Origin of the sequence: Microbacterium yannicii PS01 (genome assembly GCF_000304335.1) — a bacterium.
GTDB classification, from domain to species: domain Bacteria; phylum Actinomycetota; class Actinomycetes; order Actinomycetales; family Microbacteriaceae; genus Microbacterium; species Microbacterium yannicii_A.
This window is the reverse complement of record NZ_CAJF01000015.1, coordinates 13,808-35,000: the sequence shown is the minus strand read 5'-3', so window position 1 is coordinate 35,000 and position 21,193 is coordinate 13,808. Positions and strand designations below refer to the sequence as shown.

The window sequence follows — 21,193 nt, the reverse complement described above, 5'->3', positions numbered from 1 at the left end:
CATCAGTCTGACCTCCCGTCAGCGATTCCCGGGGCCGTGATCCCGACTGCCGCGAGGTCCTTCGCCTCCTGGCTGTCGGGGTCGAACTCCCTCGGTGCCGTGAAGATCACCCGCGCTCGCTCCGGCGTGATCACCTCGACATCGCGTGTGCGCCAGGGGGTGTCGCGCGGTCCGGTCGCACTCCCCTGCACCAGCAGGTTGCATGCCTCGACGACCGGAGCGATCTGATTGAGCACGCACGAGAAGTTCACGCTCATCTCCGGCACGTCGCCCATATCGGCGCCTGGAGCCGCGGCGACCAGGAGCACATCCTGGTAGGCCCACCGGCGAAGGTGCACCACCTGACCCGGAATGCCGAACAGCTCGATGAAGCCGAGCCCGCGGACCCAGAAGTCCGCCGATGCCTCCAGATCGGGCGTGGGTATCGTCACGAACGCCGGCATGGCATAGATGCCGCGGAACACCTCGGGCGCGACTGCCTGCATTCCGCGCTCTGACAGTGGACCGATCTCGAATGCGTCAAAATAGTCACTCATACAGGCATCGTCCGGCCTCACCCCGCGTGAGGGTCAAGCGGTCCCCTCGTCGGCACGTCGCTTCGTGCGCCACAGGGCCGCGGCATCCGTCAGCACGCCACCCGCTGATCTTCCTTCGGCGATGCACGAGACGGTGTGATCAGTCGACAGTGAGCACCGGGCTCGACGAGGCGCGTGCGGTTCGCGGCACGCGCCTCACTCGTAGGTGTCGGTCCACGACGCGATGTCGACACCGTGGTTGTCGGGCGAGGCCAGCGACCACCATGCGGGGGCGTGCGAATCGTCGACCAATCTGCCTCCTGCGGCGAGCGCGGCATCCACGCGTGCCCGTATCTGGTCGGCGGGCACGAAGACGTCGAAGTGCGTGCGGCCCCGTGACGGAGAGTCGCCGGTGATCGGGTTGAAGGCCAATTGCGGTCCACAGCGCAGCGGGTCGACGGCATCCCCCTCGCCGAAGGCGTCGTAGCCCAGAGCCGCCATGAAGAACGGCCGCACATCCGCATGCGAATGCTGGGCGACGTAGATGCCAACGGCCTGGGCTCGTGCGGGATCCGCGGTCAGCTGAAGCTCGGCGGCTGCCTGCGACACGGCGGCGGCGAACGGCGCAGCAGCGCCCGGGATGCCGTCCTCGCTGGGGTACGGCACGCGCACGACGATCGCCTCGGGGCGCACGTCGACGTCGGGCCGGACCGCGAATCGGTCGGCGGCGGCAACGACATGAGCGACGAGGGATGCCGCGTGCGCGAGGGAGTTCGCCGTGAACACGGCCTGCGGACCCGTGGCTGTGACGCGCCAATCCGTGACGCCAGGCGCACGGTGGAATGCGGCCGCGGAGATCCGGGCCGGCTCGCTCGTGGAATCATCCATCGGGGCTCCTTCGCACGTTGTCGAAGTCCGCGCCGCTGACGAGGCGGCGGACGGGCACCACCGTACTCCCAGCGCTCGTATTCCACTTCACCCGCCCGCCACCCCGCCGCAGTTCCTAGGCTGGAAGCATGACGCTGGATGCCGCAGATCCGCGACTCTGCCCCACCTGCGGCGACGTGCTGAAGTTCGAGATCCTGGACGACGAACGATTCCTTGTCGCATGGTCGTGTGTGAACTGCGGCCTGATCCGCACCACCGAACCGGTCTGAACGAGCCTTTCACCTCCACCGCGCCGACCCGCGGATGTCGCGGGTGGGTGCGATGATCCGCGGGACGAGGGACCGGCGGGAGGGCGGGGATGCGGGGCGAGGCGACCGTGCTGCACGCGGATCTCGACGCGTTCTACGCCTCGGTCGAGCAGCGTGATGCGCCCGCACTGCGTGGTCGGCCCGTGATCGTCGGGGGCGGCGTGGTTCTCGCGGCGAGCTACGAGGCGAAGGCTCGAGGAGTGCGCACGGCGATGGGCGGCCGGCAGGCGAGAGAGCTGTGCCCGGACGCCGTGGTCGTGCCGCCGCGCATGGAGGCCTACTCCGCGGCCAGTAAGGACGTGTTCGCGATCTTCCGCGATACGACACCGTTCGTGGAGGGCCTCTCCATCGACGAGGCGTTCCTCGAGGTGGGCGGTCTCCGACGCATCGCGGGCACGCCCGAGCAGGTCGCGGCTCGTCTGCGCGAGCGGGTTCGAGCCGAGGTGGGGCTCGCCATCTCGGTCGGGGTGGCACGGACGAAATTTCTTGCCAAGGTGGCCAGCGCCGTGAGCAAACCCGACGGGATGCTCGTGGTCGAGCCTGAGCGGGAGCAGGAGTTCCTGCTCCCGCTCCCCGTCGAGAGGCTGTGGGGAGTCGGCGCCGTGACCGCCGAGAAGCTGCACCGACTCGGCATCACCACGGTCGGCCAGCTGGCCGAGCTGGAAGCGGCCACGGCAGAGCGGCTGCTCGGCAAGGCGACCGGGGCGCACCTGCATGCCCTCGCCCGACTGCGCGACCCTCGCCCGGTCGACACGACGCAGCGCCGCGGCTCGATCGGATCCCAGCGGGCGCTGGGCACCCGCCCGCGGACGGCCGAGGAGCTCGACCTCATCCTGACCCAGATCGTCGATCGACTCGGCCGTCGCCTGCGGGATCGCGACCGGGTGTGTCGCACGGTGGTCCTCCGTCTTCGGTACGGCGACTACGCGAAGGCCACCCGATCGCGCACGCTCCGCTTCCCGAGCGATCGGACGGGGGTGCTGCTCGCCGTCGCCCGCGGGTTGCTGGCCGCCGCGCTCCCGGCGATCGCAGAGCGCGGCATCACGCTGATCGGAGTCTCGCTCTCGCAGCTGGGGCACGCCGACGGGGTCCAGCCGGAGCTTCCGATCGACTGGGATGACGGCGCTCGCCTCGACACCGTGCTCGATGCCGTGCACGATCGCTTCGGGGCTGCCTCGCTCTCACGGGCGGCGCAGCTGGGGCACGATCCGGGCTGGTCCACCCCCGTCCTGCCCGAACACGAGTGACCGCGACGGCGCTTCCCGGTGATGTCGCCGGCCGCGCCTAACCTGCTCGTCATGGCGGAGCGAGTCGAGCTGTGGTGGGCGCGTCGCCAGTTCTCCAAAGGCGTCGACGTTCCCTATCCGGTCGGCAGCTATCGAGAGGCGTGGGCGCCGTTCCCCGCCCTCATCCGTCAGTATCACCCCGAACTGAACGCCGGCATCGTCCTCAGTCAAGTGCCTCCGGCGGCCGACGTTCTGCTGTTGTGGCAATGCGAAGCGGGTCACAAGTTCGCCGCCACCCCCGACGAGCAGCGCAACAGGCCGGGACGCGAACGCCGCCGCTCGGCATGGTGTCCCGAGTGCTCGACGCTCGCCCGCCCCACACCCGCTCTTCCGATGCGGGATGTGGTGCCTCCTCCCGACGCTCCCGCCCTCGCAGCGATCGTCGTGCCCACCGGGCGCGCGGTTCTGCGGCCCAGGAAGCCGAAACCGAAGCGGCAGCTGTGCCCGAAGACGCCCGATCTGCCGGTGGGATCGCCGTTTCACTCCGAGTGCGCGCCGAAGCCGGCATCCGCGGTTGAAGCGCAGCTGCGTGCCGACCTCTTCGCGCGGCTCGCGCTGACCCAGGGACTCAATGCGGTGCGTGTCGCTCGGCCATTCTTCGACCATCACGAGGTGTGGCCCGACATCCTTCTTCCCGAACTGCGCGTGGCGATCGAGTACGACAGCACCGGCCGGCACGGCCTCGAGCACGTCGGCAGACGAACCGACGCCGACCGTCGCAAGGATCGCTTCCTGCGCGCGGCGAAGTGGGAGGTGATCAGGATCCGGACCGGAAAGCTGGAACCGCTCGGCCCCTACGACCTGCAGATGTCGGCGTGGAGCGGGAGAAGCCTCTCCCGTCTCGTCGACACCCTGCGCGACATCCGCGGACCGCTGCTCGTCGACCCGTATCTGGCCTAGCTTCGCACCGCATTCGTACGGGACGGCGCCTCGCGCGCTGTGACCCACCGATGCTGTTCGCGTGTGAAAAGGATCGCGAAGATCCCCCAGAGGCCGATGTCGTCCACGAACCCCAGCGGCCCGAGCACGAGTTCGGGGATCAGGTCGATCGGCGCGAACGTGTAGACGACAGCCGCAATGGCAGCGACCCACGTCGTCGGCGCGACGCGGTGCTGCCGCTTTCGCACGGCGTTCAGGAATCTCCACCACATGCGCTCAGTGTGCGCCTTGCCGAACTCCGTGCCGTCTCGATGCAGGAGCTTGGCCGGAAGTTCACAGCTGATCACCGGCCTTCTCCGCAGCGGCTCTCGCCGCTACTCGCGCGCCCGGAGGCTGTCAAGGAGGCAGAGCACACGGGAGCCTCTCTCTACCCTGGGGCTCGGAATCACGCACGACTCGTGGCATCGACAGGGAGCGTATGGCGAACACCCGCACATCGAACGCGATCGGCCGGGCGCTGGCAGCCGTCTTCGCAGGGATGCTCCTCGTCCGCCGGCCCCGCCCGATCCACCCGCACGGCGTAGAGCTGGAGGGCGAGATCTCGTGGCTGAGCAGGTCGCAGTCGGGCATCGGGTGGATCGACGATCCTGCGCCCGAACCGGAACGCGTGGTCGCTCGAGCGTCCCGGTCGATAGGGCTGCCGCCGCCGCTGCCCGACATCGTCGGGCTCGCGCTGCGGATCGAATCGAGGGGTCAGGTCGCCGACCTCGAGCTCGCCTCGACCGGCGCCGGTGTACCCGGGCGTTTCGGCCTGCTCCTGCATCGGTCGCCGTCGCGAGCGCATCTGGGCACGCTTCTCCCGTACGTCGGCGACCGTGGTGCGATGCTCATCGCGGCCAGGACGATCTCGCCGCACGACCTGCCCACCGCCCTTCCCGACCTGGCGACCCGTCTGCGGACCGACGCCTGGCACCTCCGGCTCTACGCCGCGAGACTGCGCGGGCCGTGGCATCCCTTCGCCGATCTGGAACTGCGGGCCACGCCAGGACGAGCCGACAGCCCGCTGCGCTTCGACGCGGGTCGCCGACTTCTCCCCGGAGCGCGCCTGCCTGAGTGGGTTCGCGCCGTGCGACAGCCCTCCTACGACCGCGTTCAGCGCTCGTCGCGTCGCTGATCCGACTCCTTCGCGGAGGCGGACAGCAGCCGTTCCCGCACTTCCCGGCGCTGAACCTTGCCGATGAGGGACCGCGGAAGCTCGTCGACGGCGACGATCCGCCTGGGCACCTTGTAGGCGGCCAGTCGCGTGCGGCAGTAGTCACGCAACGCGTCGATGTCGAGAGCGGCGCCTTCGCCGAGGACGACAGCGGCGGCCACGTCCTCGCCGCCGCTCGTGCGCGGAAGGGCCACGACGGCCGCCCCGATGACATCGGCGTGCGCTTCGAGCGCAGCCTCCACCTCGCTCGGCGACACGTTGAACCCGCCGGTGATGATGAGCTCTTTGAGGCGGTCGACGATGGTGACGAACCCGTCCGGCGAGACCGACGCGATGTCGCCGGTGCGCAGCCACCCACCCTCCAGCAGGCTTGCGGCGGTATCGCCGGGTCTCCCCCAGTACCCCTGGAACACCTGAGGCCCGCGAATCAGCAGCTCGCCCGTTTCGCCCAGCGGCCTGTCGACCGCGGGGTCGTCGGGATCGACGACGCGGATCTCGGTGCTGGGGAAGGGCACCCCTACCGTTCCCGGTCGACGGGTGGGCCCGATCGGGTTGCCGAGAGCAACCGGGGACGTCTCGGTCATGCCGTACCCCTCGACGAGGAGCCCGCCGGTGGCGTCCTCCCACCGGTCGACCGTCGCGACCGGAAGGCTCATCGCCCCCGAGATCGCGAATCGGACAGTGGACAGGTCGAGGCTCCCCCGCGATGCGGCCCGAGCCAGCTGGTCGTAGATCGGCGGCACGGCGGGCAGGAACGTCGGCGGGCTCTTGCGCGCGGCATCCTTCACGAGATCCAGGTCGAATTTCGGGAACAGAACCAGCTTCGCTCCGATGCTCATCGCGAAGGTGAGGCAGAGGGTCATCCCGTAGGCGTGGAAGAGCGGGAGCACCCCGTAGAAGACCTCCTCGCCCTCGACCAGCCCTGGCACCCAGGCGCGTCCCTGCATCGCGTTGGCGCGAAGGTTGGCATGGGTCAGGATGGCGCCCTTCGGGGAGCCGGTCGTGCCGCTGGTGTACTGCAGAAGGGCGATGTCGCCCAGAGCCGGACCGCTCACCCGACGCGAGAGGCGGCGATGAGCGACGAGGTCCCGCCACGGCAGCAGATCCCGCGTCTTCGGCCGGCTGGTCAGCTGCGATCGCGAGGCGCGGGCCTTCGCGAGGGGCGCGCGCAGCAGCAGCCGCCTGCCGAACGGCAGGGCGGCGGTGATGTCGACGCTGACGATGCGCTCGAGCTTCAGGTCGGAAGGGAACTCGGCGAGGGTGTCGACGGTCTTGTCCCAGGCGATGGCGATGCGCGCCCCATGGTCTTCGAACTGGTGCCGCAGCTCGCGGGCCGTGTACAGCGGGTTGTGCTCGATGACGATCGCGCCGAGTCGCAGCGCGGCGTAGAAGGCGACCACGTGCTGAGGGCAGTTCGGAAGCACGATCGCGACTCGATCGCCCTTGCCCACGCCGAGGCGCCGCAGGCCCTCTGCGGCTCGCTCGATCTGCTCACCCAGTTCGCGGTAGCTGGTCACGGCGCCGAAGAACTCGAGGGCCGGACGGCGTCCGTACGCGCGGACGCTGGCCTGCAGCATCTCGGGGAGCGTCTGCGTGGGCTCATCGATCTTGTCGGGGACGCCATCGGCGTACGCGGCAAGCCAGGGCCGCGAGTCATACGGGTTGCTCGGCATGCTCTCATCCTGCCCCGCGCGCCGCGCGAGGGCGCTAGCGGGCCGCGCGCTTGCGTCGAGCGCGGCCGCCGGTTATAGGCCGCCTCCGAGCCGACCCGTCGTGGCCCTCCCGTCGCGCGGCGTGCGGAACAGGACGACCGTCGTGACGGCGAGCACGACGACGCCGATCGATTCGACGATCACCGTCTCGCGGACGAGCGTGAAGTCCCAGGTCTGGGTGATCCCGAACAGTCCGACGGTGAGCGCGAGCACGAGCGCCAGCAGCGTCGCGATCATGAACAGCAGGCTCAGCACCGAAGCGAGGCGCAGAAGCCTGCCGCGCAGCACCACCATCGCGATCGCGAGGACCAGTCCGGCGACGAAGTTGAGGGTGAACATCACTCCCAGGATGCCGCCCACCCCGTTGAACACGAGGTAGAGGTGGATGCCGCCGGCCGCGAGAAGCAGCACAGCGCTGAGTATGCGCAGAACCAACGGTCCGCGCTGATCTCTTCCGGTCATCGCATCTCTCCGTTCGTTCGTCCGCGACCCGTCCCCACTCCGATCCTTGTCGCGGGACGGTGCGTCGCAAGCCACAGCACGTCTCGTCCGAACGACTCGACCAGCAAGGCGAGTGCGATCACCGTCACTGTGACACGAACCGCGAGCGGGGGAAGGCCCGAGGCCGCGATGATCAGTGCGATTCCGGCGACCGCGGTGACCACCTTGCGCCAGTACCGGGGCGGAAGCGTCGAGCGCATCCAGGGGACGAGCCACCCCGCCACGACGAAGGCATAGCGCAGCAGCCCGATCGCGAGCACCCACCAACCGAGCGACGGTGCGACGAAGACGCTGAGCACGAGCAGGAGGAAGGCGTCCACTTCCATGTCGAACCGGGCTCCGAGTTCGCTCTCGCTGCGCGTTCGCCGCGCCACCCACCCGTCCACCGCGTCCAGGATCAGGGCGATGCTGCCGAGCACGATCACGAGCGGGACGGAGACGGCAGAGCCGATCGACGTCGCGACGAGGGCGGTGACCAGGCCCACGAGAGTCGAACGGCCCGCCGTGACGCCGTTCGCCCATCCGAAGGTGCTGCTCACCCTGCGGTGCAACCCCCTGGCGAGAAGTCCGTTCGACACGACAAGGTAGAGAAGTCCGGCGGCCCATCCGGCCGCGGACAGCGGAGACACACGATCGACCGCGAAGAGGCCGAGCAGCCCCGCCGCGATCGACGAGAGCGGAGCGAAATGGACTTTCGGCATCGGGGGCTCCGTTTCTTCGTCATGGATACCACGTCGCACCCGCGTGCGAAGGGGGCCTTGACGACGGCGATCGAGGCCTGCTCCCGATGATGGCCACCGCGTACTGGGTGGAGGCACCGGGCCGCGCATCGCTTCGCACCGAGCCCGTCTCGGCGCCGGGAGCGGACGATGTGCTCGTGCGCACCCTCTACACCGGCATCAGCCGCGGCACCGAATCGATCGTCTTCCGCGGCGAGGTGCCGTACACCGAATGGGAGCGCATGCGCGCGCCCTTTCAGCAGGGCGACTTTCCTGCGCCGGTGAAGTACGGGTATCTCACCGTCGGCGTGGTCGAGCAGGGGCCGGACGGCACAGCCGGGCGGACTGTCTTCGTCCTTCACCCCCACCAGTCGCAGTTCGTCGTCCCCGCGTCCGCCGTCGCCATCGTGCCGGACGGCGTTCCCACGCGCCGCGCGGTTCTGGCCGGCGCGGTCGAGACCGCGGTGAACATCCTGTGGGATGCCGCACCCCTCGTCGGCGACCGGATCACGGTCATCGGTGCGGGAATGATCGGCTGCGCTGTCGCCCGGCTCGCGCGCGGCATGCCGGGAGTCGAGGTCGCCGTCGTCGACATCGATCGGGCGAAAGCGGATGTGTGCGAACGCCTCGGCGTCGCCTACGCGCATCCGGAAGACGCCCCGACGGAGCGGGATCTCATCATCGACACCAGCGGATCGAGCGACGGACTGCAGCTGGCCATCGACACGGCCGCCACCGAAGGCGAGATCATCGAGGCGAGCTGGTTCGGCGATCGACCCGCGAACGTGCGGCTCGGCGGCGCCTTCCATTCCCGGCGCCTGACCATCCGCTCCAGTCAGGTCGGCATGGTCTCGCCGCGCCGACGCGGCAGCCGCACGACCGGCGACCGACTCGCGCTCGCGCTGCGGCTGCTGCACGACCCCGCCTTCGATTCCCTGCTCACCGGCGACTCCTCCTGGCGCGACCTCCCCGACGTCATGGCGCGGATCGCGGCAGGATCCTTGCCCGGCCTCTGCCACACCATCGACTGGAGGGACCCCGCATGACCTACTCGGTCACCGTTCGAGACCACATGATGATCGCCCACAGCCTCACCGGCGAGGCGTTCGGACCGGCTCAGCGACTCCACGGCGCGACGTACGTCGTGGATGCGACCTTCCGTGCCGGCTCGCTGGACCCCGACGGGGTGGTGGTCGACATCGGACGCGCATCGGACGCGCTGCGCGGCATCCTCTCCGTCCTCTCGTATCGGAACCTCGATGATGAGCCGGAGTTCGCCGGCGTCAACACGACGACCGAGCGTCTGTGCAGCGTGATCGCCGAGCGTCTCGTGCAGGCGGTTCACGCCGATGAGCTCGGCGGAGGGCATCTCACCGGCATCGTGGTGACGCTGCGCGAGTCGCACATCGCGTGGGCCTCGTTCGAGGTGGACCTGTGACCGCACCCGACTCCACCGTCTGGTTCGTCGTCCCCGAGGGTTTCGACGACCCCCAGCGCGTGAGCGGGGGCAACGTCTACGACCAGCGCGTGAGCGGAGAGCTGCGCAGCCTCGGCTGGGATGTGCACGTCCTGCCGACGAGCGTCGGCTCCTCCCGGCGACCGGATCCGCTCGAGGCTGCACCGGACGGCGACCTGGTGCTGGTGGACGGTCTGATCGCGACGCGCGCGCCGTCTTCGATCGAGGCCGCTGCCGGGCGGCTTCGCATCATCGTGCTCGCGCACATGGCGGCAGGGGCATTCGACGACTCCGACCCGCACGCGATCGACGGCGAGCGCCGCGCTCTCGCACGCGCGCATCGCGTCATCGCCACGAGCGAGTGGCTCCGAGGAGAGCTCGCGCGGCACGAGCTCGCGCGGCCCGAACGCATCGTCGTGGCGACTCCCGGCTCGGACGAAGCACCCCCGGCGGCGGGATCCTCCACAGGCGGGTCGCTGCTGTGCGTCGGTGTCGTCGCCTCGCACAAGGGCCAGGACACGCTGGTCGAGGCCCTCGCCGATCTCAGCACGAACCCCACGTGGACCTGCACGTTCGCCGGGTCGGTGACCACCGATCGCGCCTTCGCCGAGCGGACCGCCGCCGACGCGACGGCGGCCGGGCTGTCGCGCCGCATCAACTGGACGGGCGTGCTGGACGCGCGAGAACTCGGACAGGCTTACTCAGCCGCGGACGTCCTGGTCGCTCCCTCGCGCACGGAGAGCTACGGGATCGCGGTCGCCGACGCTCTCAGCCGCGGCATCCCTGTCATCGCGAGCGACGTCGGAGGCATCCCCGAAGCGGCGCAGCCGCCAGAGGCGGTCATGCTCGTGCCGCCGCAGGACGGGGAAGCCCTCGCCTCTGCGCTGCGAGAGTGGCTCGAGGATCCCGCGCGCCGCGCCGAGATGTCGGCTGCCGCCAGACGCGCCGCTCCGAGCCGCAGACGCTGGAGCGACACCGCGCGTGACATCCACTCGGCGCTCGCGGGGCTGCGATGAGCGCCGTGATCCCCGTGTCGGCCGACTGGCTGACCCTGCGGGAGGCTGCCGACGCCGGCTCGCGATCACACGCGCTCGTCGCGCAGGCGGGGCGGATGCTGCGCCCTCCGGTGACGATCCACGATCTCGGCTCCGGAACCGGGTCGATGCCGCGGTGGCTGGCTCCGCTGCTTCCCGGACCCCAGACGTGGGTGCTGCACGACTGGAACGACGCGCTCCTGCAGCACGCGGCGAGCGCCGATCTACACGATCGGGACGGAGCGTCGATCACGGTGCGCACACGACCCGGCGAGCTCGGGGCGCTGCGCGGCCGCGATCTGGACGGCGCATCGCTCGTCACCGCCTCCGCGCTCCTCGACGTCCTCTCCGCCGATGAGATCTCGGCCATCGTCGCGGCCTGCATCGACGCCGGGGCGCCCGCGCTGTTCGCGCTGTCGGTGACGGGGCAGGTGCTGCTCGACCCGGTGGATCCCGGCGACAGGTTGTTCGCGGCCTCCTTCAACGATCACCAGCGGCGCACGGTCGAGGGCCGGCGCCTGCTCGGGCCCGATGCCCCTGCCGTCGCAGCCGACCTGTTCCGGTCCGCCGGGTGGTCGGTGAGCGTGGCGGACTCGCACTGGCGACTGGCGGGTGGCGACCGTGCCCTGGTCTCGGAGTGGATGCACGGCTGGCTCGCGGCCGCGGTCGCGCAGCGACCAGCACTCCGGGAGTGGGCCGCGGAGTACGCCCGGCAACGTGCAGCGCAGATCGCGGCCGGAGAGCTGCGGGTCATCGTGGAGCACATCGACTTCCTGGCGTGGCCGCCGTGAGCGCCGTGACCGCTTCGGCCCGCGGGTGGGTGCGGGCAGCGCCGCTATGGCGGCCGTGGATCAAGGCGGCTGTCGGCATCGCGCTGCTCGGGGCGATCGTCGCCGTGGCCGGTGCCGAACCCTTCGTCCGTGGGATCGCGGCGGTGTCGCCTCCGGCCATCGCGGCGGCGATCCTGCTCGCGGCGGCGGCGACGGGGGCGGCCGCCTGGCGGTGGAGGGTCCTGGCTCGCCGCCTCGGACTGCGTCTCGGCTGGAAGGAGTCGGTCGCCGCCTACTATCGCTCGCAGTTCCTGAACTCCGTGCTGCCCGGTGGCGTGATCGGCGACGTCGACAGAGCGGTGTCGCACGGGCGCAGTCAGGTGCGTCTCGCTCAGGCGGCGCGCGCCGTCGCCGCTGAGCGCGCGGCGGGGCAGGCGGTCCAGCTCGTGCTGGCCGTGGCCGTGGTGGCGTCGATCGGGTTCTCGGCCTACGCTCCCGCCATGGCGCTGATGGTCGGAGTCGTCCTCGTGGCGATCGGAGTCGCGCTGGCGAGCCGTCGGGCACGAGACGCCCTTCACCGCGAGCTGGGCATTCTGCGCGGAGCTTTCGCGACCGTGGGAACCGTGCTGCGTGTGGTCGCGGCATCCGTCGTCGTCCTGGCCGCGCATGTCGCCACCTTCCTCGTCGCCTGCGCCGCCGTAGGAGTGCCCGCCTCCTCCGGAGAGATGATGGTCGCGGCAGTGATCGCGGTGCTCGCGTCGTCGATCCCCCTGAGCTTCGGCGGATGGGGGCCCCGCGAGGCGGCCGCCGCCTTCGCGTTCGGCGCAGCGGGCCTGGGTGCTGCGGCCGGGATCGCTGCCGCCACCGCGTACGGCGTGCTGTCGCTCATCGCTCTCGCGCCGGGCGCTCTCGTCATAGCCGCCTCGCTCCTGCGGGGCGGCGAGGGCATGGCCGCTTCAGGAAGGCGCGCGGCACCATGACCCTTCCGTACATCGTCCTGAGCTGCGCGATGTCGATCGACGGCTACCTCGACACCGAGGCACCGCGCCGACTGGCGATGTCGAACGCCGAGGACTTCGACCGGGTCGACCAGCTGCGCGCAGAGAGCGACGCGATCATGGTCGGGGCCTCGACCGTCCGGCGTGACGATCCCCGGCTGCTGGTACGCAGCGCCGATCGCCAGCTGAAGCGCATCGCAGACGGGCGGAGCGCTTCTCCGGTGAAGGTCACCGTGACAGCGACCGGCGATCTGCCGGCCGCCTCGTCGTTCTTCACCGCGGGAGACATCGACAAGCTCGTCTACTGCCCGCGCGGTGAGGCGCCTCGCATCGCGTCCCTCCTCGGCGACCACGCCACCGTGGTGGCTCTCAGCGACCTCGTGACGATGCACGACGTGGCGGAGGACCTCGCCCAACGCGGTGTGAAGAGACTGATGGTCGAGGGCGGCGGGCGCCTGCACACACAGTTTCTTCGCGAAGGCATCGCCGATGAGCTGCAGCTGGTGATCGCACCCTTCTTCGTCGGCGAGTCGCGTGCCCCCCGATTCGTCGAGGCAGGCGCGTTCCCGTGGACGGCGACACGGCGGGCGCGTCTGGCCGACACGCGACGGATCGGCGACGTGGTGCTGCTTCGCTACGCCCTCTCGGAGCGCTGCCCGTCGGGCACGCCGTTCTCCCATGTCGACGGCAGGACCGCGGCCGGGGACCGGGTGAGCGCGCACGATGATCCGACGGCGTGAGGTCGGGATCGAAAGCCGCGACGGCGCCGGCGGCAGAGGGGCGCTCACCCTCCTCGCCTGCGCGACGCTTCTCGCGGTGCCCCTCGCTCCCGGGGCGCTGAGCACCGGCAGCCCGACGGCCCTGCTTGCGGTTCCCGCGGAGTCTCTGGTCATCCTCCTCGTGCTCGCGACGCTCATGCGGCCGTCGATGCGGACGCTCGCCGCGGCGCTCTTCGCTGCCGCGGTGGTGGCTGCGGTCGTCCTCGCGTCGCTCGATCTCGCCTTCCGCGCCACGATCGACCGGCCGTTCGACCTCGCCGAAGACGGCGTCGCCCTTCTCGACGCCTACGGCGTCGTACAGGACACACTGGGTGCCGTCGGCGCTGTCTCGGTCCTGCTCCTCGCCGGCGCGCTCGTCGTGGGCATCGGCGTGGTCCTGGCCGCAGCGGCGCTGCGTATCGCCCGTACCGCTCGAGACGAAGCTCGAGACGCAGGGCGACGCGGTCGCGCAATGGTCGCCGTCGTCGCCGGCGCGTGGATCGTGTGCTCGCTCGTGAACGCCCAGATCGTCCCCGGCACGCCCGTCGCGGCATCCCGCACCGGCGAGATGCTGGTCGCCTCGTCAGCACGCGCGGTCGCCAGCGTTCAGGAGCAGCAGGCGTTCGAACGCGCCCTGCAGTCGGACCCGCTGGCTACCGCGCCCCCCGCGCACCTGATGTCCGCCCTCGCCGGCACGGACGTGGCCATCGTCTTCGTCGAGAGCTACGGCCGCGTGGCCGTCGAGCCGTCAGCGTTCACGGGCGGCATCGCGCGCACGCTCGACGAGGGTGCGGAGACACTGGCCCGCCACGGATACTCGGCGCAGAGCGCGTTCCTCTCGTCGCCCACGTTCGGCGGGGTCAGCTGGCTGGCGCACGCGACGCTGCAGAGCGGCCTGTGGGTGGACTCGCCGCGCACGCACGACTGGCTGCTCGCGCAGGATCGCGAGACCCTGACCGGCGCGTTCGGTGCGGCGGGGTGGCAGACGATGGCAGTCGTCCCCTCGAACGTCCGCGACTGGGATGCCGGCGAGTCGTTCTACGGCTTCGACACGGTGCTCGACTCCCGCAGCATGGGCTACCGCGGCCCCGCCTTCGGCTACGCCCGGGTGCCCGACCAGTACACCTTGCAGGTCTTCCACGACCAGTTGGCTGCCGAGCCCCGACCCGTCATGGCCGAGATCGATCTCGTCTCGTCGCACACGCCCTGGACGCCGTTGCCCCGTCTGGTGCCGTGGGAGAAGCTCGGCGACGGTTCGGTGTTCGCACCACAGGTGGGCGACGGCGAGGCGCCGGTCGCGGCATGGACCGACCCGCAACGGGTGCGCGATCTCTACGCCGACTCGGTGGAGTACTCGCTCGCCAGCATCTTCTCGTACCTCGAGACGTTCGATCAGGACGACCTGGTGCTGGTGATCCTCGGCGATCACCAGCCCGCGCGCATCGTGAGCGGCCCGGACGCCGGCCCCGAGGTACCGGTCACGATCATCGCGAAGGACAGCGCGGTGCTCGCCGCGATCTCATCGTGGAGCTGGGAGGAAGGCGTCCATCCCTCGACAGCCGCACCCGTCTGGCGGATGGACGAGTTCCGCGACCGCTTCGTCGAGGCGTTCAGCCGGTGAGCGCGGGCGCGACCTAGGATGCGGACGTGAGCGTGAGCCAGATCCTGCTCGATGAGCTGTGGGACTTCGCCGACCCCGTCGGTTCGGAGGCCCGACTTCGCGGCGCGCGAGAGGCCGCGACCGACCCGGCGACGCGCGCCGAGCTGGAGACGCAGATCGCCCGCGCGCTGGGGCTGCAGGAGCGCTTCGACGACGCCGACGCCGTGCTCGACGCGGTCTCGATCGAGAGCGCGGCCGTCGCCGCACGCACGGCCCTCGAACGGGGCCGGTTGCGCACCTCGGCCGGGCGCCCCGACGCCGCAGTGGCGTACTTCCTCGCCGCCGCCGACGCCGCCTCGGCGGACGGCCTGGTCTTTCTGCAGGTCGACGCACTGCACATGCTCGCCATCGCCGAGCCCGAGCAGTCCGAGACGTGGACCGACGCGGCACTCCGTGCCCTGGAGACGTCCGACGATCCGCGGACGCTTCGCTGGCGAGTCTCTCTGCACAACAACGCCGGCTGGGCCGACCTCGACGCCGGCCGACGCGCGGACGCCATCGCGCACTTCGAGGCAGCCCGAGACGCCGCGATCCGCTGGGGCACGCCCCAGCAGGTGCTGTGGGCCGACGAAGCCGTCGCACAGGCGAGGGATGCCGCCGCTGGAAGCAGCGAGACCGCAAGGAATCCGTCCCCCATTCCATCCGCCGAAAGGACTGCCGTGACCACAGACGAACAGCACTCGCCCGAGCACCACGTTCCTCTCCCGGACGAGCCGAGCATTCCCGAGCTCGAAGCCGACGAGACGGTTCCACCGCGCCCCGAGGAGCCGATCGCCGACGCGTTGCGCGCCGAGCCGGACGTCGAAGACCACAGCGAGCACCCTGCCCACGGCACAGGCTGAGGGCACACGCCGCCTACCCGGCGGTGAGCAGCGATGTGATCGCGAACGCCAGAGCGATGATGCCGACGAGATAGTCGGTGAGCAGCGCGGTCCACTCCTTGGCGTTCTTGTTCATCTTGGGCGTGTGCCGGAGTGCGGCGAGGACCAGGAAGACTCCGCCGACGAAGCCGATCGCTGGCGCCCATGCCGGGACGAGGCCGCTGACGAGCCCCGCCGCACCGATCGCGGTGTTCGCGAAGCCGAGCTCCTGGACGACCTGATCGGCCTGCGGGGCGTCGATCCCGAGGATGTTCTTGCTGGTGAAGCGCGGGCGAGCGATCTGACTGATACCGGCGGCGAACAGGCGCACGCCGATCCCCCAGAACACCCACCAGAGCCCGAAGTAGAACAGCGGGCCATCGGCCCAGTCAGCGGCCGTGCCGTGGATGAAGCCCGAGACCAGCGGCGCGACGACGGTCGTGGCGAGAACGAAAACGAAGTACACGAGACCCCCAATGTCCGTTGCGCCCCGAGCGTAGCGGCGCACGACCCGGTCATCGGCGAAGCGGGGGCGACGGCGATTCATCAGCCCCCTAGCCCTCGGAGCGTGAAGTGAATATCCTTTCGTTAGCGAATCCTCAATCGGAGTCGCCCTGATCGGAGTCTCCGTGTCACTGACCCGCTACACCCGGCCCGTCGACGGGCAGGTGCGCCTGCTCACCAAGGTCGCGCGCATGTACCACGAGCGCGGCGTCCGCCAGGCGGATATCGCTTCTGCGCTCAATATCTCACAGGCGAAGGTCTCGCGTCTGCTCAAGCGTGCCGAGTCCGTGGGGATCGTCCGCACCATCGTGACCGTCGCCCCGGGCGTCTACGCCGAGCTCGAAGAGCAGCTGGAAGATGCCTACGGCCTTGCCGAGGCGGTCATCGTCGACGTCGACACCGACGCCGACGAAGCCGAGCTGCTCGCCTCGATCGGCGCGGGCGCCGCCGCGTACCTCGAAGCCACCCTCTCGGGCGGCGACCGCATCGGCGTCTCGTCATGGAGCCAGACGATCCTCGCGATGGTCGACCGCATGCGCCCCTTCACGGTTCGCGGTGCGACCGAGGTGGTGCAGCTGCTGGGCGGCGTGGGCGCTCCCGAGGCTCAGAGCCACTCCAACCGCATCCTCGGCGAACTCGCGCGCATGCTGGGCGCCGAGCCCGTGTACGTTCAGGCCCCCGGAGTCGTCGCCGATCCGGCGATCCGCGACAGCTTGCTGCGCGACCCGTCCATGCAGGAGGTGACGCGGCACTGGAGCGAGCTGACGATGGCGATCATGGGCATCGGCAGCATCGAGCCCTCCGACGTGCTGGCCACCAGCGGCAACGCGTTCGCGGCGGAGGAGCGCGAAGGCCTCCTCGCCCAGGGCGCCGTCGGCGACATCTGCCACCGCATCTTCCGCGCCGACGGCACCCTCGTGCGCGGTGAGCTCGACGACCGCATCATCGCCATCCCGGTCGAGAACCTGATGAGCATCCCCCGCCGCGTCGGCATCGCGGGCGGTGCGCGCAAGCTCGAGGCGATCCACGGTGCGCTCGCCGGCGGGCTCGTCACGACACTCGTGACCGACCTGCGGTCCGCCGAGGCGCTCGCCGCGCGCTCCTAGAGCGCGGCGACGGCTTCGCTCAGGCGACGGATGCCGGGCTCCAGGCTCGTGAGCACCGGAACGTCCACGCGAGCCACCGAGGCGGCGCTCGCCATGGACGCCTGCGCCAGCACGACCACGTCGGCCTCGGCCGCGAGGCGCTCGATCGCCGCGGCGACCAGCTTGTCGTGGGTGTCGCGGTCTCCCCCCGACACCGCGGCGAAGGCGCCGTCGACGACTTCGCTCGCGATCTGAGGTGAACGGCCCGCCAGTTCTGCCCGCTCGCGGATGAGCCCGAGCGTCGGCGTCAGCGTCGTGGGGAGGGTCGCGAGCACGGCAACGCGGTCGCCGGCCTGCACCGCGGCATCCGCCATCGCCTCATCGATGCGCAGCACCGGAATGCCCACCGCCTCGCCGACCGGAGCGGCGAAGTGCGAGATCGACGAGCACGTCAGCATGACGACGTCGGCCCCCGCGCTCTGCGCCGCTCTCACGAGATCGGTGAGGCGCTCGGGAACGGATGCCGCTCGCTCGGCGTCGCCGAGATCCGCGACGATCTTGTCGTCGAGGTAGTTGACCGTGGCCGTGCCCGCCAGATGCTGGCCGGCAAGCTCCATCACGGGCGGGATGACGACCGCCCCGGTGTGCAGGAACGCCACGCGCGGTGCGGATGCAGTCATGTCTGTCAGCCTTTCAGTGCTCCGCCGGCCATGCCGGCCATGATCTTCTTGTTCAGCGCCAGGAAGACGATCAGCAGCACCACGATATTGATGCTGACCGCCGCGAACAGCGGCCCGTACTGCGTCGAGCCGTACTCGTCGCTGAGGCTCAGCAGGCCGACCTGGATCGTCGCGAGCTGGGGCCGGGTCGTGAACGTCAGCGCGATGAGCAGGTCGTTCCACACGCTGAAGAACTGTACGAGACCGACCGTGAGGATCGCGTTCTTCATCATGGGCACGCCGATCACGAAGAACGAGCGCAGCGGTCCCGACCCGTCGACCGTCGCCGCCTCGAAGATCTCGCGCGGGACGGACCGGAAGTACGTCGCCATGAGGAACGTCGTCAGTGGCAGTCCCATCACGGTGTACGTGATGATCAGCGGCAGCAACGAGTCGGTGATGCCCATCCGGAAGTACACGATGAACAGCGGCACCAGGATCATCTGCCCAGGCACCATGATCCCAGCGAGGATGTAGAGGAGGGTGCCGTTGCGGCCCTTCCAGATCATGACCTCGAGCGCATACCCGGCCGCGACGCCGATGAAGACGATGAGCAGCACCGATGGGATCGTCACCATGATGCTGTTGAGATAGTTCTGGCCGACGTTGCCGTTGGTCAGCGCCGAGATGTAGTTGTCGAACTGCCACGTCTCGGGCAGCGACAGGGCGGGGTTGGAGAGGAACTCGGCCTGCGTCTTGAACGAGCCGAGCACCATCCACACCTGCGGGTAGAGCACGACCACCATCAGCACCGCGACCAGGATCCACACCGGCACGCGCCGGAGCAGTCTCAGGGCCGTGCGCTGGGCGGGGCTGCGGCCCGGCTTGCGCCGGGTCGGCACGGCCACGGTGGCCGGGGCATCAATCTGCGTCGTCGTCATGTCAGACCTCCGCCTTCCGTCGCGAGGACCGGAAGATCGCCAGCGTGAACACCAGGCACAGCAGCGTCAGCACGAGCGCGATCGTCGAGCCGTAGCCGTACTCGGCGTATTCGAACGCGGTGCGGTACATGTACAGGGTGAGCGGCGCCGTCGAGGTACCCGGACCACCGTTGTTGAGGGCCAGCAGGCTGTCGAAGACCTTCAGCGTCGCATTGAGGCTGAAGATGATCGACGAGAGCAGGATCGGCAGCGACAGCGGCAGCACGATGTGCCGCACCAGCTTCAATCCGTTCGCGCCGTCGAGGCGAGCCGACTCGATGATCTCCTCGGGGATGTCGAGCAGACCCGCGTACAGCAGGATCGCGTAGAACCCCATCGACCCCCACAGGGTCATGACGATCGCGGTGGACATGGTGCCCACGGTCGAGGCGAGCACCTCGACGCTTTCGCCGCCGAAGAAGTTGATGATGTCGTTGACCGGGCCCTGGTTGTCGCCCACCGCCACGAAGCTCTTGAACAGCAGCGCGACGGCGACGGTCGGGAGGATCGCGGGGAAGAACACGATGGTGCGGATGAACGACGAGCCCTTGCGCAGGACGAAGACGTACAGCAGCGCGAGCCCGTATCCGAGCGCCACCTGGCCGATCGTGGCCACGATCGCGAAGAAGATGCTGACCCACATCGACTGCAGCGCGGCTTCGTCGGTGAAGAACGTGGTGAAGTTCTCGAGCCCGATCCAGTCGAAGCCGCGAAGGGTGTTGCCCTCGAAGAACGACAGGCCGAACGACCAGAGGACCGGGACGACCTTGAGGAGCGTGTAGAGGAGGAGGGCGGGTGCCAGCAAGATGATGATCGTCTTGCGATCGCCGAAGATGGAGTTCATCAGGCGGAGGCTTTCTCTTCAGTGCCGGACCTCCCGAGCCTAGGTGCTCGGGAGGTCCGGCAGAGGATCAGCGGTTGGCGTCGATGCTGGCCTGGAGGTCGACCATGTAGTCCTCGGCGCTCATCTGACCCGTGGTGAGCAGCGTCGCGTTGGTGGACGCGAGCGAGTTGCTCTTCGGGTCGAACAGGGCCTCGAACCACAGCACCGTCTCGTCGATGCCTTCGATGCGCTCCTGGATCTCAGCGGTGTTCGGCGACAGGTCGGTGACCTCGCCGTTGACCTTGAAGCCCGAGATGACACCGGCGTCCTGCAGAGCCTGCTGACCGTAGTTCTCGGCGATGCAGCTGATCCAGTCGGTGACCTTCGGGCCGAACTGCGTGGCCGCGACGATCATCGGAGCGCCCGCGTTGGCCGGGTACTGGTCGATCGAGCCTTCGCCGCCCTCGACCGCCGGGAACGGCATGAAGCCGATGTTCTCGCCGCCGATCTCATTGCGCTCGGGGTCGTTGATGGCGCTCAGGAGCCATGTGCCGTCGTACGTCATCGCGGCCTGACCGGTGAGGAACGCGTTCGTGGACGTGTCGCCGTCGCGCGTCGAGAAGCCCTCGCCGAAGTAGCCGGCCGCGGCGAAGTCGGCGAGCGCCTGGGCACCGGCGACGTACTCGGGCTCGGTGAGCTCGGCGTCGCCGTCGCGCACTGCGGCCATCGCCTCGGGGCCGACGTTGCGGAAGATGTACATGCCGAGCAGGCGCGTGAGCGGGAATCCGCTGGCACCCGCCGTCGTCATCGGCGTGACTCCGGCGTCCTGCAGGGTCGCGGCGACCTCGACGAGCTCGTCCCAGGTCTGCGGCTCCTCGATGCCGTTGTCGGCGAAGATCTCCTTGTTGTAGAAGATGCCCTCGATGTTGTACTGGTACGGCATCGAGAACATGCCGCCGTAGACCTGCTCGACGGTGGAGGCTGCGGCCGGAAGCACGTTGTCCCACGCATCGGCGCCCTCGAGCGCCGCCTTCAGGTCGCCGACCAGGCCTGCGGCGCCGAGGTCGCCGTCGGGGCGGATCAGCGCGGTGCCGGCGATGGTGTGCGTCGGGAGCGCGTCCTGGCTGGCCAGGAGGGTGATCTTCTGGACCGTGTCGGCCTGTGCGACCTTCTGGTGCTCCAGCGGGAGAGCCTCGTTCTCGGCTTCGCAGGCCCCTTCGGCCAGTGCGGTGAGCTGCTCCTCGAGAACGGCGTTCTCGTTCGCGGTCATGACGGTGAAGGCGTCGGGATCGGTGCCTCCCGATCCGCCGGCGCCGCCTTCGCCACCGGAGCCGGTGCCGCCGGATCCGCCGGCGCAGGCCGCGAGCGGCATGACGGCGGCCAGAGCGATGCCGACTGCGGCGAGGGTGCGGCGGCGATTGCTGCTGCGGGTGTTCATAGCGTCCTCCTTGACGACGGCCATGCGGGTGAAAGGTACGAGCACGACAGTAGGCAGGATTCGAAGGTGTGTCAACACTCAGTGTTGAAATTCTATTCACTTCGTGCTCAAATCGTCACTACAGTGACCTCACGCCCCTCGGAAGGA

The 21,193-nt window shown here is 69.7% G+C and carries 24 protein-coding genes; 13 read left to right on the top strand and 11 right to left on the bottom strand.

The annotated features are described in order from the left end of the window. Nucleotides 1–2 precede the first annotated feature (2 nt). Nucleotides 3–536, bottom strand: coding sequence for a hypothetical protein (locus WYM_RS10205; protein ID WP_019180734.1), 534 nt, complete (start codon nucleotides 534–536; stop codon nucleotides 3–5). Nucleotides 537–731: 195 nt separating this feature from the next. Then, the gene (locus WYM_RS10200; protein WP_019180733.1) at nucleotides 732–1,403 is read right to left on the bottom strand and encodes a VOC family protein; all 672 of its coding nucleotides are present in this window, start codon (nucleotides 1,401–1,403) and stop codon (nucleotides 732–734) included. A gap of 128 nt (nucleotides 1,404–1,531) precedes the next feature. Between WYM_RS10200 and WYM_RS21950 the strand changes: the two genes are divergently transcribed. The 3 genes from WYM_RS21950 to WYM_RS10185 all read left to right on the top strand — a co-directional run bounded on the left by WYM_RS21950 (nucleotide 1,532) and on the right by WYM_RS10185 (nucleotide 3,897). Then, entirely contained in the window at nucleotides 1,532–1,672 is a 141-nt protein-coding gene (locus WYM_RS21950) for a hypothetical protein (RefSeq protein WP_019180732.1), read from the top strand. Between the two features lie 89 nt (nucleotides 1,673–1,761). Beyond that, nucleotides 1,762–2,958: a DNA polymerase IV gene (gene dinB / locus WYM_RS10190; protein WP_019180731.1), complete on the top strand. Its 1,197-nt coding sequence runs from the start codon at nucleotides 1,762–1,764 to the stop codon at nucleotides 2,956–2,958. A 51-nt stretch (nucleotides 2,959–3,009) separates the two neighbouring features. Next, on the top strand, nucleotides 3,010–3,897 hold the full coding sequence (locus WYM_RS10185) for a zinc-ribbon domain-containing protein (protein ID WP_026059715.1): 888 nt from the start codon (nucleotides 3,010–3,012) through the stop codon (nucleotides 3,895–3,897). Here the strand turns inward: WYM_RS10185 and WYM_RS19895 are convergent. After that, on the bottom strand, nucleotides 3,894–4,223 hold the full coding sequence (locus tag WYM_RS19895) for a YkvA family protein (protein ID WP_019180729.1): 330 nt from the start codon (nucleotides 4,221–4,223) through the stop codon (nucleotides 3,894–3,896). The two genes, WYM_RS10185 and WYM_RS19895, sit on opposite strands and share 4 nt — an antisense overlap. Nucleotides 4,224–4,354: 131 nt before the next feature. Here WYM_RS19895 and WYM_RS19890 point away from each other — a divergent pair, with 131 nt between their 5' ends. After that, on the top strand, nucleotides 4,355–5,050 hold the full coding sequence (locus tag WYM_RS19890) for a hypothetical protein (protein ID WP_019180728.1): 696 nt from the start codon (nucleotides 4,355–4,357) through the stop codon (nucleotides 5,048–5,050). Here WYM_RS19890 and WYM_RS19885 read toward each other — a convergent pair. The 3 genes from WYM_RS19885 to WYM_RS10160 all read right to left on the bottom strand — a co-directional run bounded on the left by WYM_RS19885 (nucleotide 5,029) and on the right by WYM_RS10160 (nucleotide 8,003). Beyond that, entirely contained in the window at nucleotides 5,029–6,762 is a 1,734-nt protein-coding gene (locus tag WYM_RS19885; protein WP_019180727.1) for a long-chain-fatty-acid--CoA ligase, read from the bottom strand. The two genes, WYM_RS19890 and WYM_RS19885, sit on opposite strands and share 22 nt — an antisense overlap. A 72-nt stretch (nucleotides 6,763–6,834) precedes the next feature. Then, a complete protein-coding gene (locus WYM_RS21100; protein ID WP_019180726.1) occupies nucleotides 6,835–7,263 on the bottom strand; it encodes a hypothetical protein in 429 nt (142 codons plus the stop codon). After that, nucleotides 7,260–8,003: a CDP-alcohol phosphatidyltransferase family protein gene (locus WYM_RS10160; protein WP_019180725.1), complete on the bottom strand. Its 744-nt coding sequence runs from the start codon at nucleotides 8,001–8,003 to the stop codon at nucleotides 7,260–7,262. Before WYM_RS10160 ends, WYM_RS21100 begins: the two co-directional genes overlap by 4 nt. An 86-nt stretch (nucleotides 8,004–8,089) precedes the next feature. Here WYM_RS10160 and WYM_RS10155 point away from each other — a divergent pair, with 86 nt between their 5' ends. The 8 genes from WYM_RS10155 to WYM_RS10120 are packed head-to-tail and all read left to right on the top strand — an operon-like array spanning nucleotide 8,090 to nucleotide 15,539. Beyond that, nucleotides 8,090–9,067, top strand: coding sequence for a zinc-dependent alcohol dehydrogenase (locus tag WYM_RS10155; RefSeq protein ID WP_019180724.1), 978 nt, complete (start codon nucleotides 8,090–8,092; stop codon nucleotides 9,065–9,067). Then, a complete protein-coding gene (locus tag WYM_RS10150) occupies nucleotides 9,064–9,459 on the top strand; it encodes a 6-pyruvoyl trahydropterin synthase family protein (RefSeq protein WP_019180723.1) in 396 nt (131 codons plus the stop codon). The genes WYM_RS10155 and WYM_RS10150 overlap by 4 nt, the downstream gene beginning before the upstream one ends. Continuing rightward, complete coding sequence (locus tag WYM_RS10145; protein ID WP_019180722.1) at nucleotides 9,456–10,493, top strand: glycosyltransferase family 4 protein; 1,038 nt, start codon at nucleotides 9,456–9,458, stop codon at nucleotides 10,491–10,493. The genes WYM_RS10150 and WYM_RS10145 overlap by 4 nt, the downstream gene beginning before the upstream one ends. Continuing rightward, nucleotides 10,490–11,302: a hypothetical protein gene (locus WYM_RS10140; protein WP_019180721.1), complete on the top strand. Its 813-nt coding sequence runs from the start codon at nucleotides 10,490–10,492 to the stop codon at nucleotides 11,300–11,302. The genes WYM_RS10145 and WYM_RS10140 overlap by 4 nt, the downstream gene beginning before the upstream one ends. Further along, nucleotides 11,290–12,261 (top strand): lysylphosphatidylglycerol synthase domain-containing protein, encoded by a 972-nt coding sequence (locus WYM_RS19875; protein WP_019180720.1) that lies wholly within the window; start codon nucleotides 11,290–11,292, stop codon nucleotides 12,259–12,261. The genes WYM_RS10140 and WYM_RS19875 overlap by 13 nt, the downstream gene beginning before the upstream one ends. Beyond that, nucleotides 12,258–13,019, top strand: coding sequence for a RibD family protein (locus WYM_RS10130; RefSeq protein ID WP_019180719.1), 762 nt, complete (start codon nucleotides 12,258–12,260; stop codon nucleotides 13,017–13,019). Before WYM_RS19875 ends, WYM_RS10130 begins: the two co-directional genes overlap by 4 nt. Then, nucleotides 13,003–14,658, top strand: a complete 1,656-nt coding sequence (locus WYM_RS19870; RefSeq protein WP_019180718.1) for a sulfatase-like hydrolase/transferase — start codon at nucleotides 13,003–13,005, stop codon at nucleotides 14,656–14,658. Before WYM_RS10130 ends, WYM_RS19870 begins: the two co-directional genes overlap by 17 nt. A gap of 26 nt (nucleotides 14,659–14,684) precedes the next feature. After that, nucleotides 14,685–15,539, top strand: coding sequence for a hypothetical protein (locus WYM_RS10120; RefSeq protein WP_019180717.1), 855 nt, complete (start codon nucleotides 14,685–14,687; stop codon nucleotides 15,537–15,539). A 13-nt stretch (nucleotides 15,540–15,552) separates the two neighbouring features. Here WYM_RS10120 and WYM_RS10115 read toward each other — a convergent pair whose 3' ends face one another. Continuing rightward, nucleotides 15,553–16,104, bottom strand: coding sequence for a hypothetical protein (locus WYM_RS10115; RefSeq protein ID WP_019180716.1), 552 nt, complete (start codon nucleotides 16,102–16,104; stop codon nucleotides 15,553–15,555). An 82-nt stretch (nucleotides 16,105–16,186) separates the two neighbouring features. On the opposite strand from WYM_RS10115, the gene WYM_RS10110 reads away from it, so the two are divergent. Beyond that, the gene (locus WYM_RS10110; RefSeq protein ID WP_019180715.1) at nucleotides 16,187–17,167 is read left to right on the top strand and encodes a sugar-binding transcriptional regulator; all 981 of its coding nucleotides are present in this window, start codon (nucleotides 16,187–16,189) and stop codon (nucleotides 17,165–17,167) included. Here WYM_RS10110 and WYM_RS10105 read toward each other — a convergent pair. The 4 genes from WYM_RS10105 to WYM_RS10090 all read right to left on the bottom strand — a co-directional run bounded on the left by WYM_RS10105 (nucleotide 17,164) and on the right by WYM_RS10090 (nucleotide 21,046). Further along, nucleotides 17,164–17,826, bottom strand: a complete 663-nt coding sequence (locus WYM_RS10105; RefSeq protein WP_019180714.1) for an aspartate/glutamate racemase family protein — start codon at nucleotides 17,824–17,826, stop codon at nucleotides 17,164–17,166. The genes WYM_RS10110 and WYM_RS10105 overlap by 4 nt on opposite strands. A 5-nt stretch (nucleotides 17,827–17,831) precedes the next feature. Beyond that, a complete protein-coding gene (locus WYM_RS10100) occupies nucleotides 17,832–18,746 on the bottom strand; it encodes a carbohydrate ABC transporter permease (protein ID WP_019180713.1) in 915 nt (304 codons plus the stop codon). 1 nt (nucleotide 18,747) lies between these two features. Beyond that, nucleotides 18,748–19,629: a carbohydrate ABC transporter permease gene (locus WYM_RS10095; RefSeq protein ID WP_019180712.1), complete on the bottom strand. Its 882-nt coding sequence runs from the start codon at nucleotides 19,627–19,629 to the stop codon at nucleotides 18,748–18,750. Nucleotides 19,630–19,696: 67 nt separating this feature from the next. Beyond that, entirely contained in the window at nucleotides 19,697–21,046 is a 1,350-nt protein-coding gene (locus WYM_RS10090; RefSeq protein ID WP_019180711.1) for an ABC transporter substrate-binding protein, read from the bottom strand. Nucleotides 21,047–21,193: the final 147 nt, after the last annotated feature.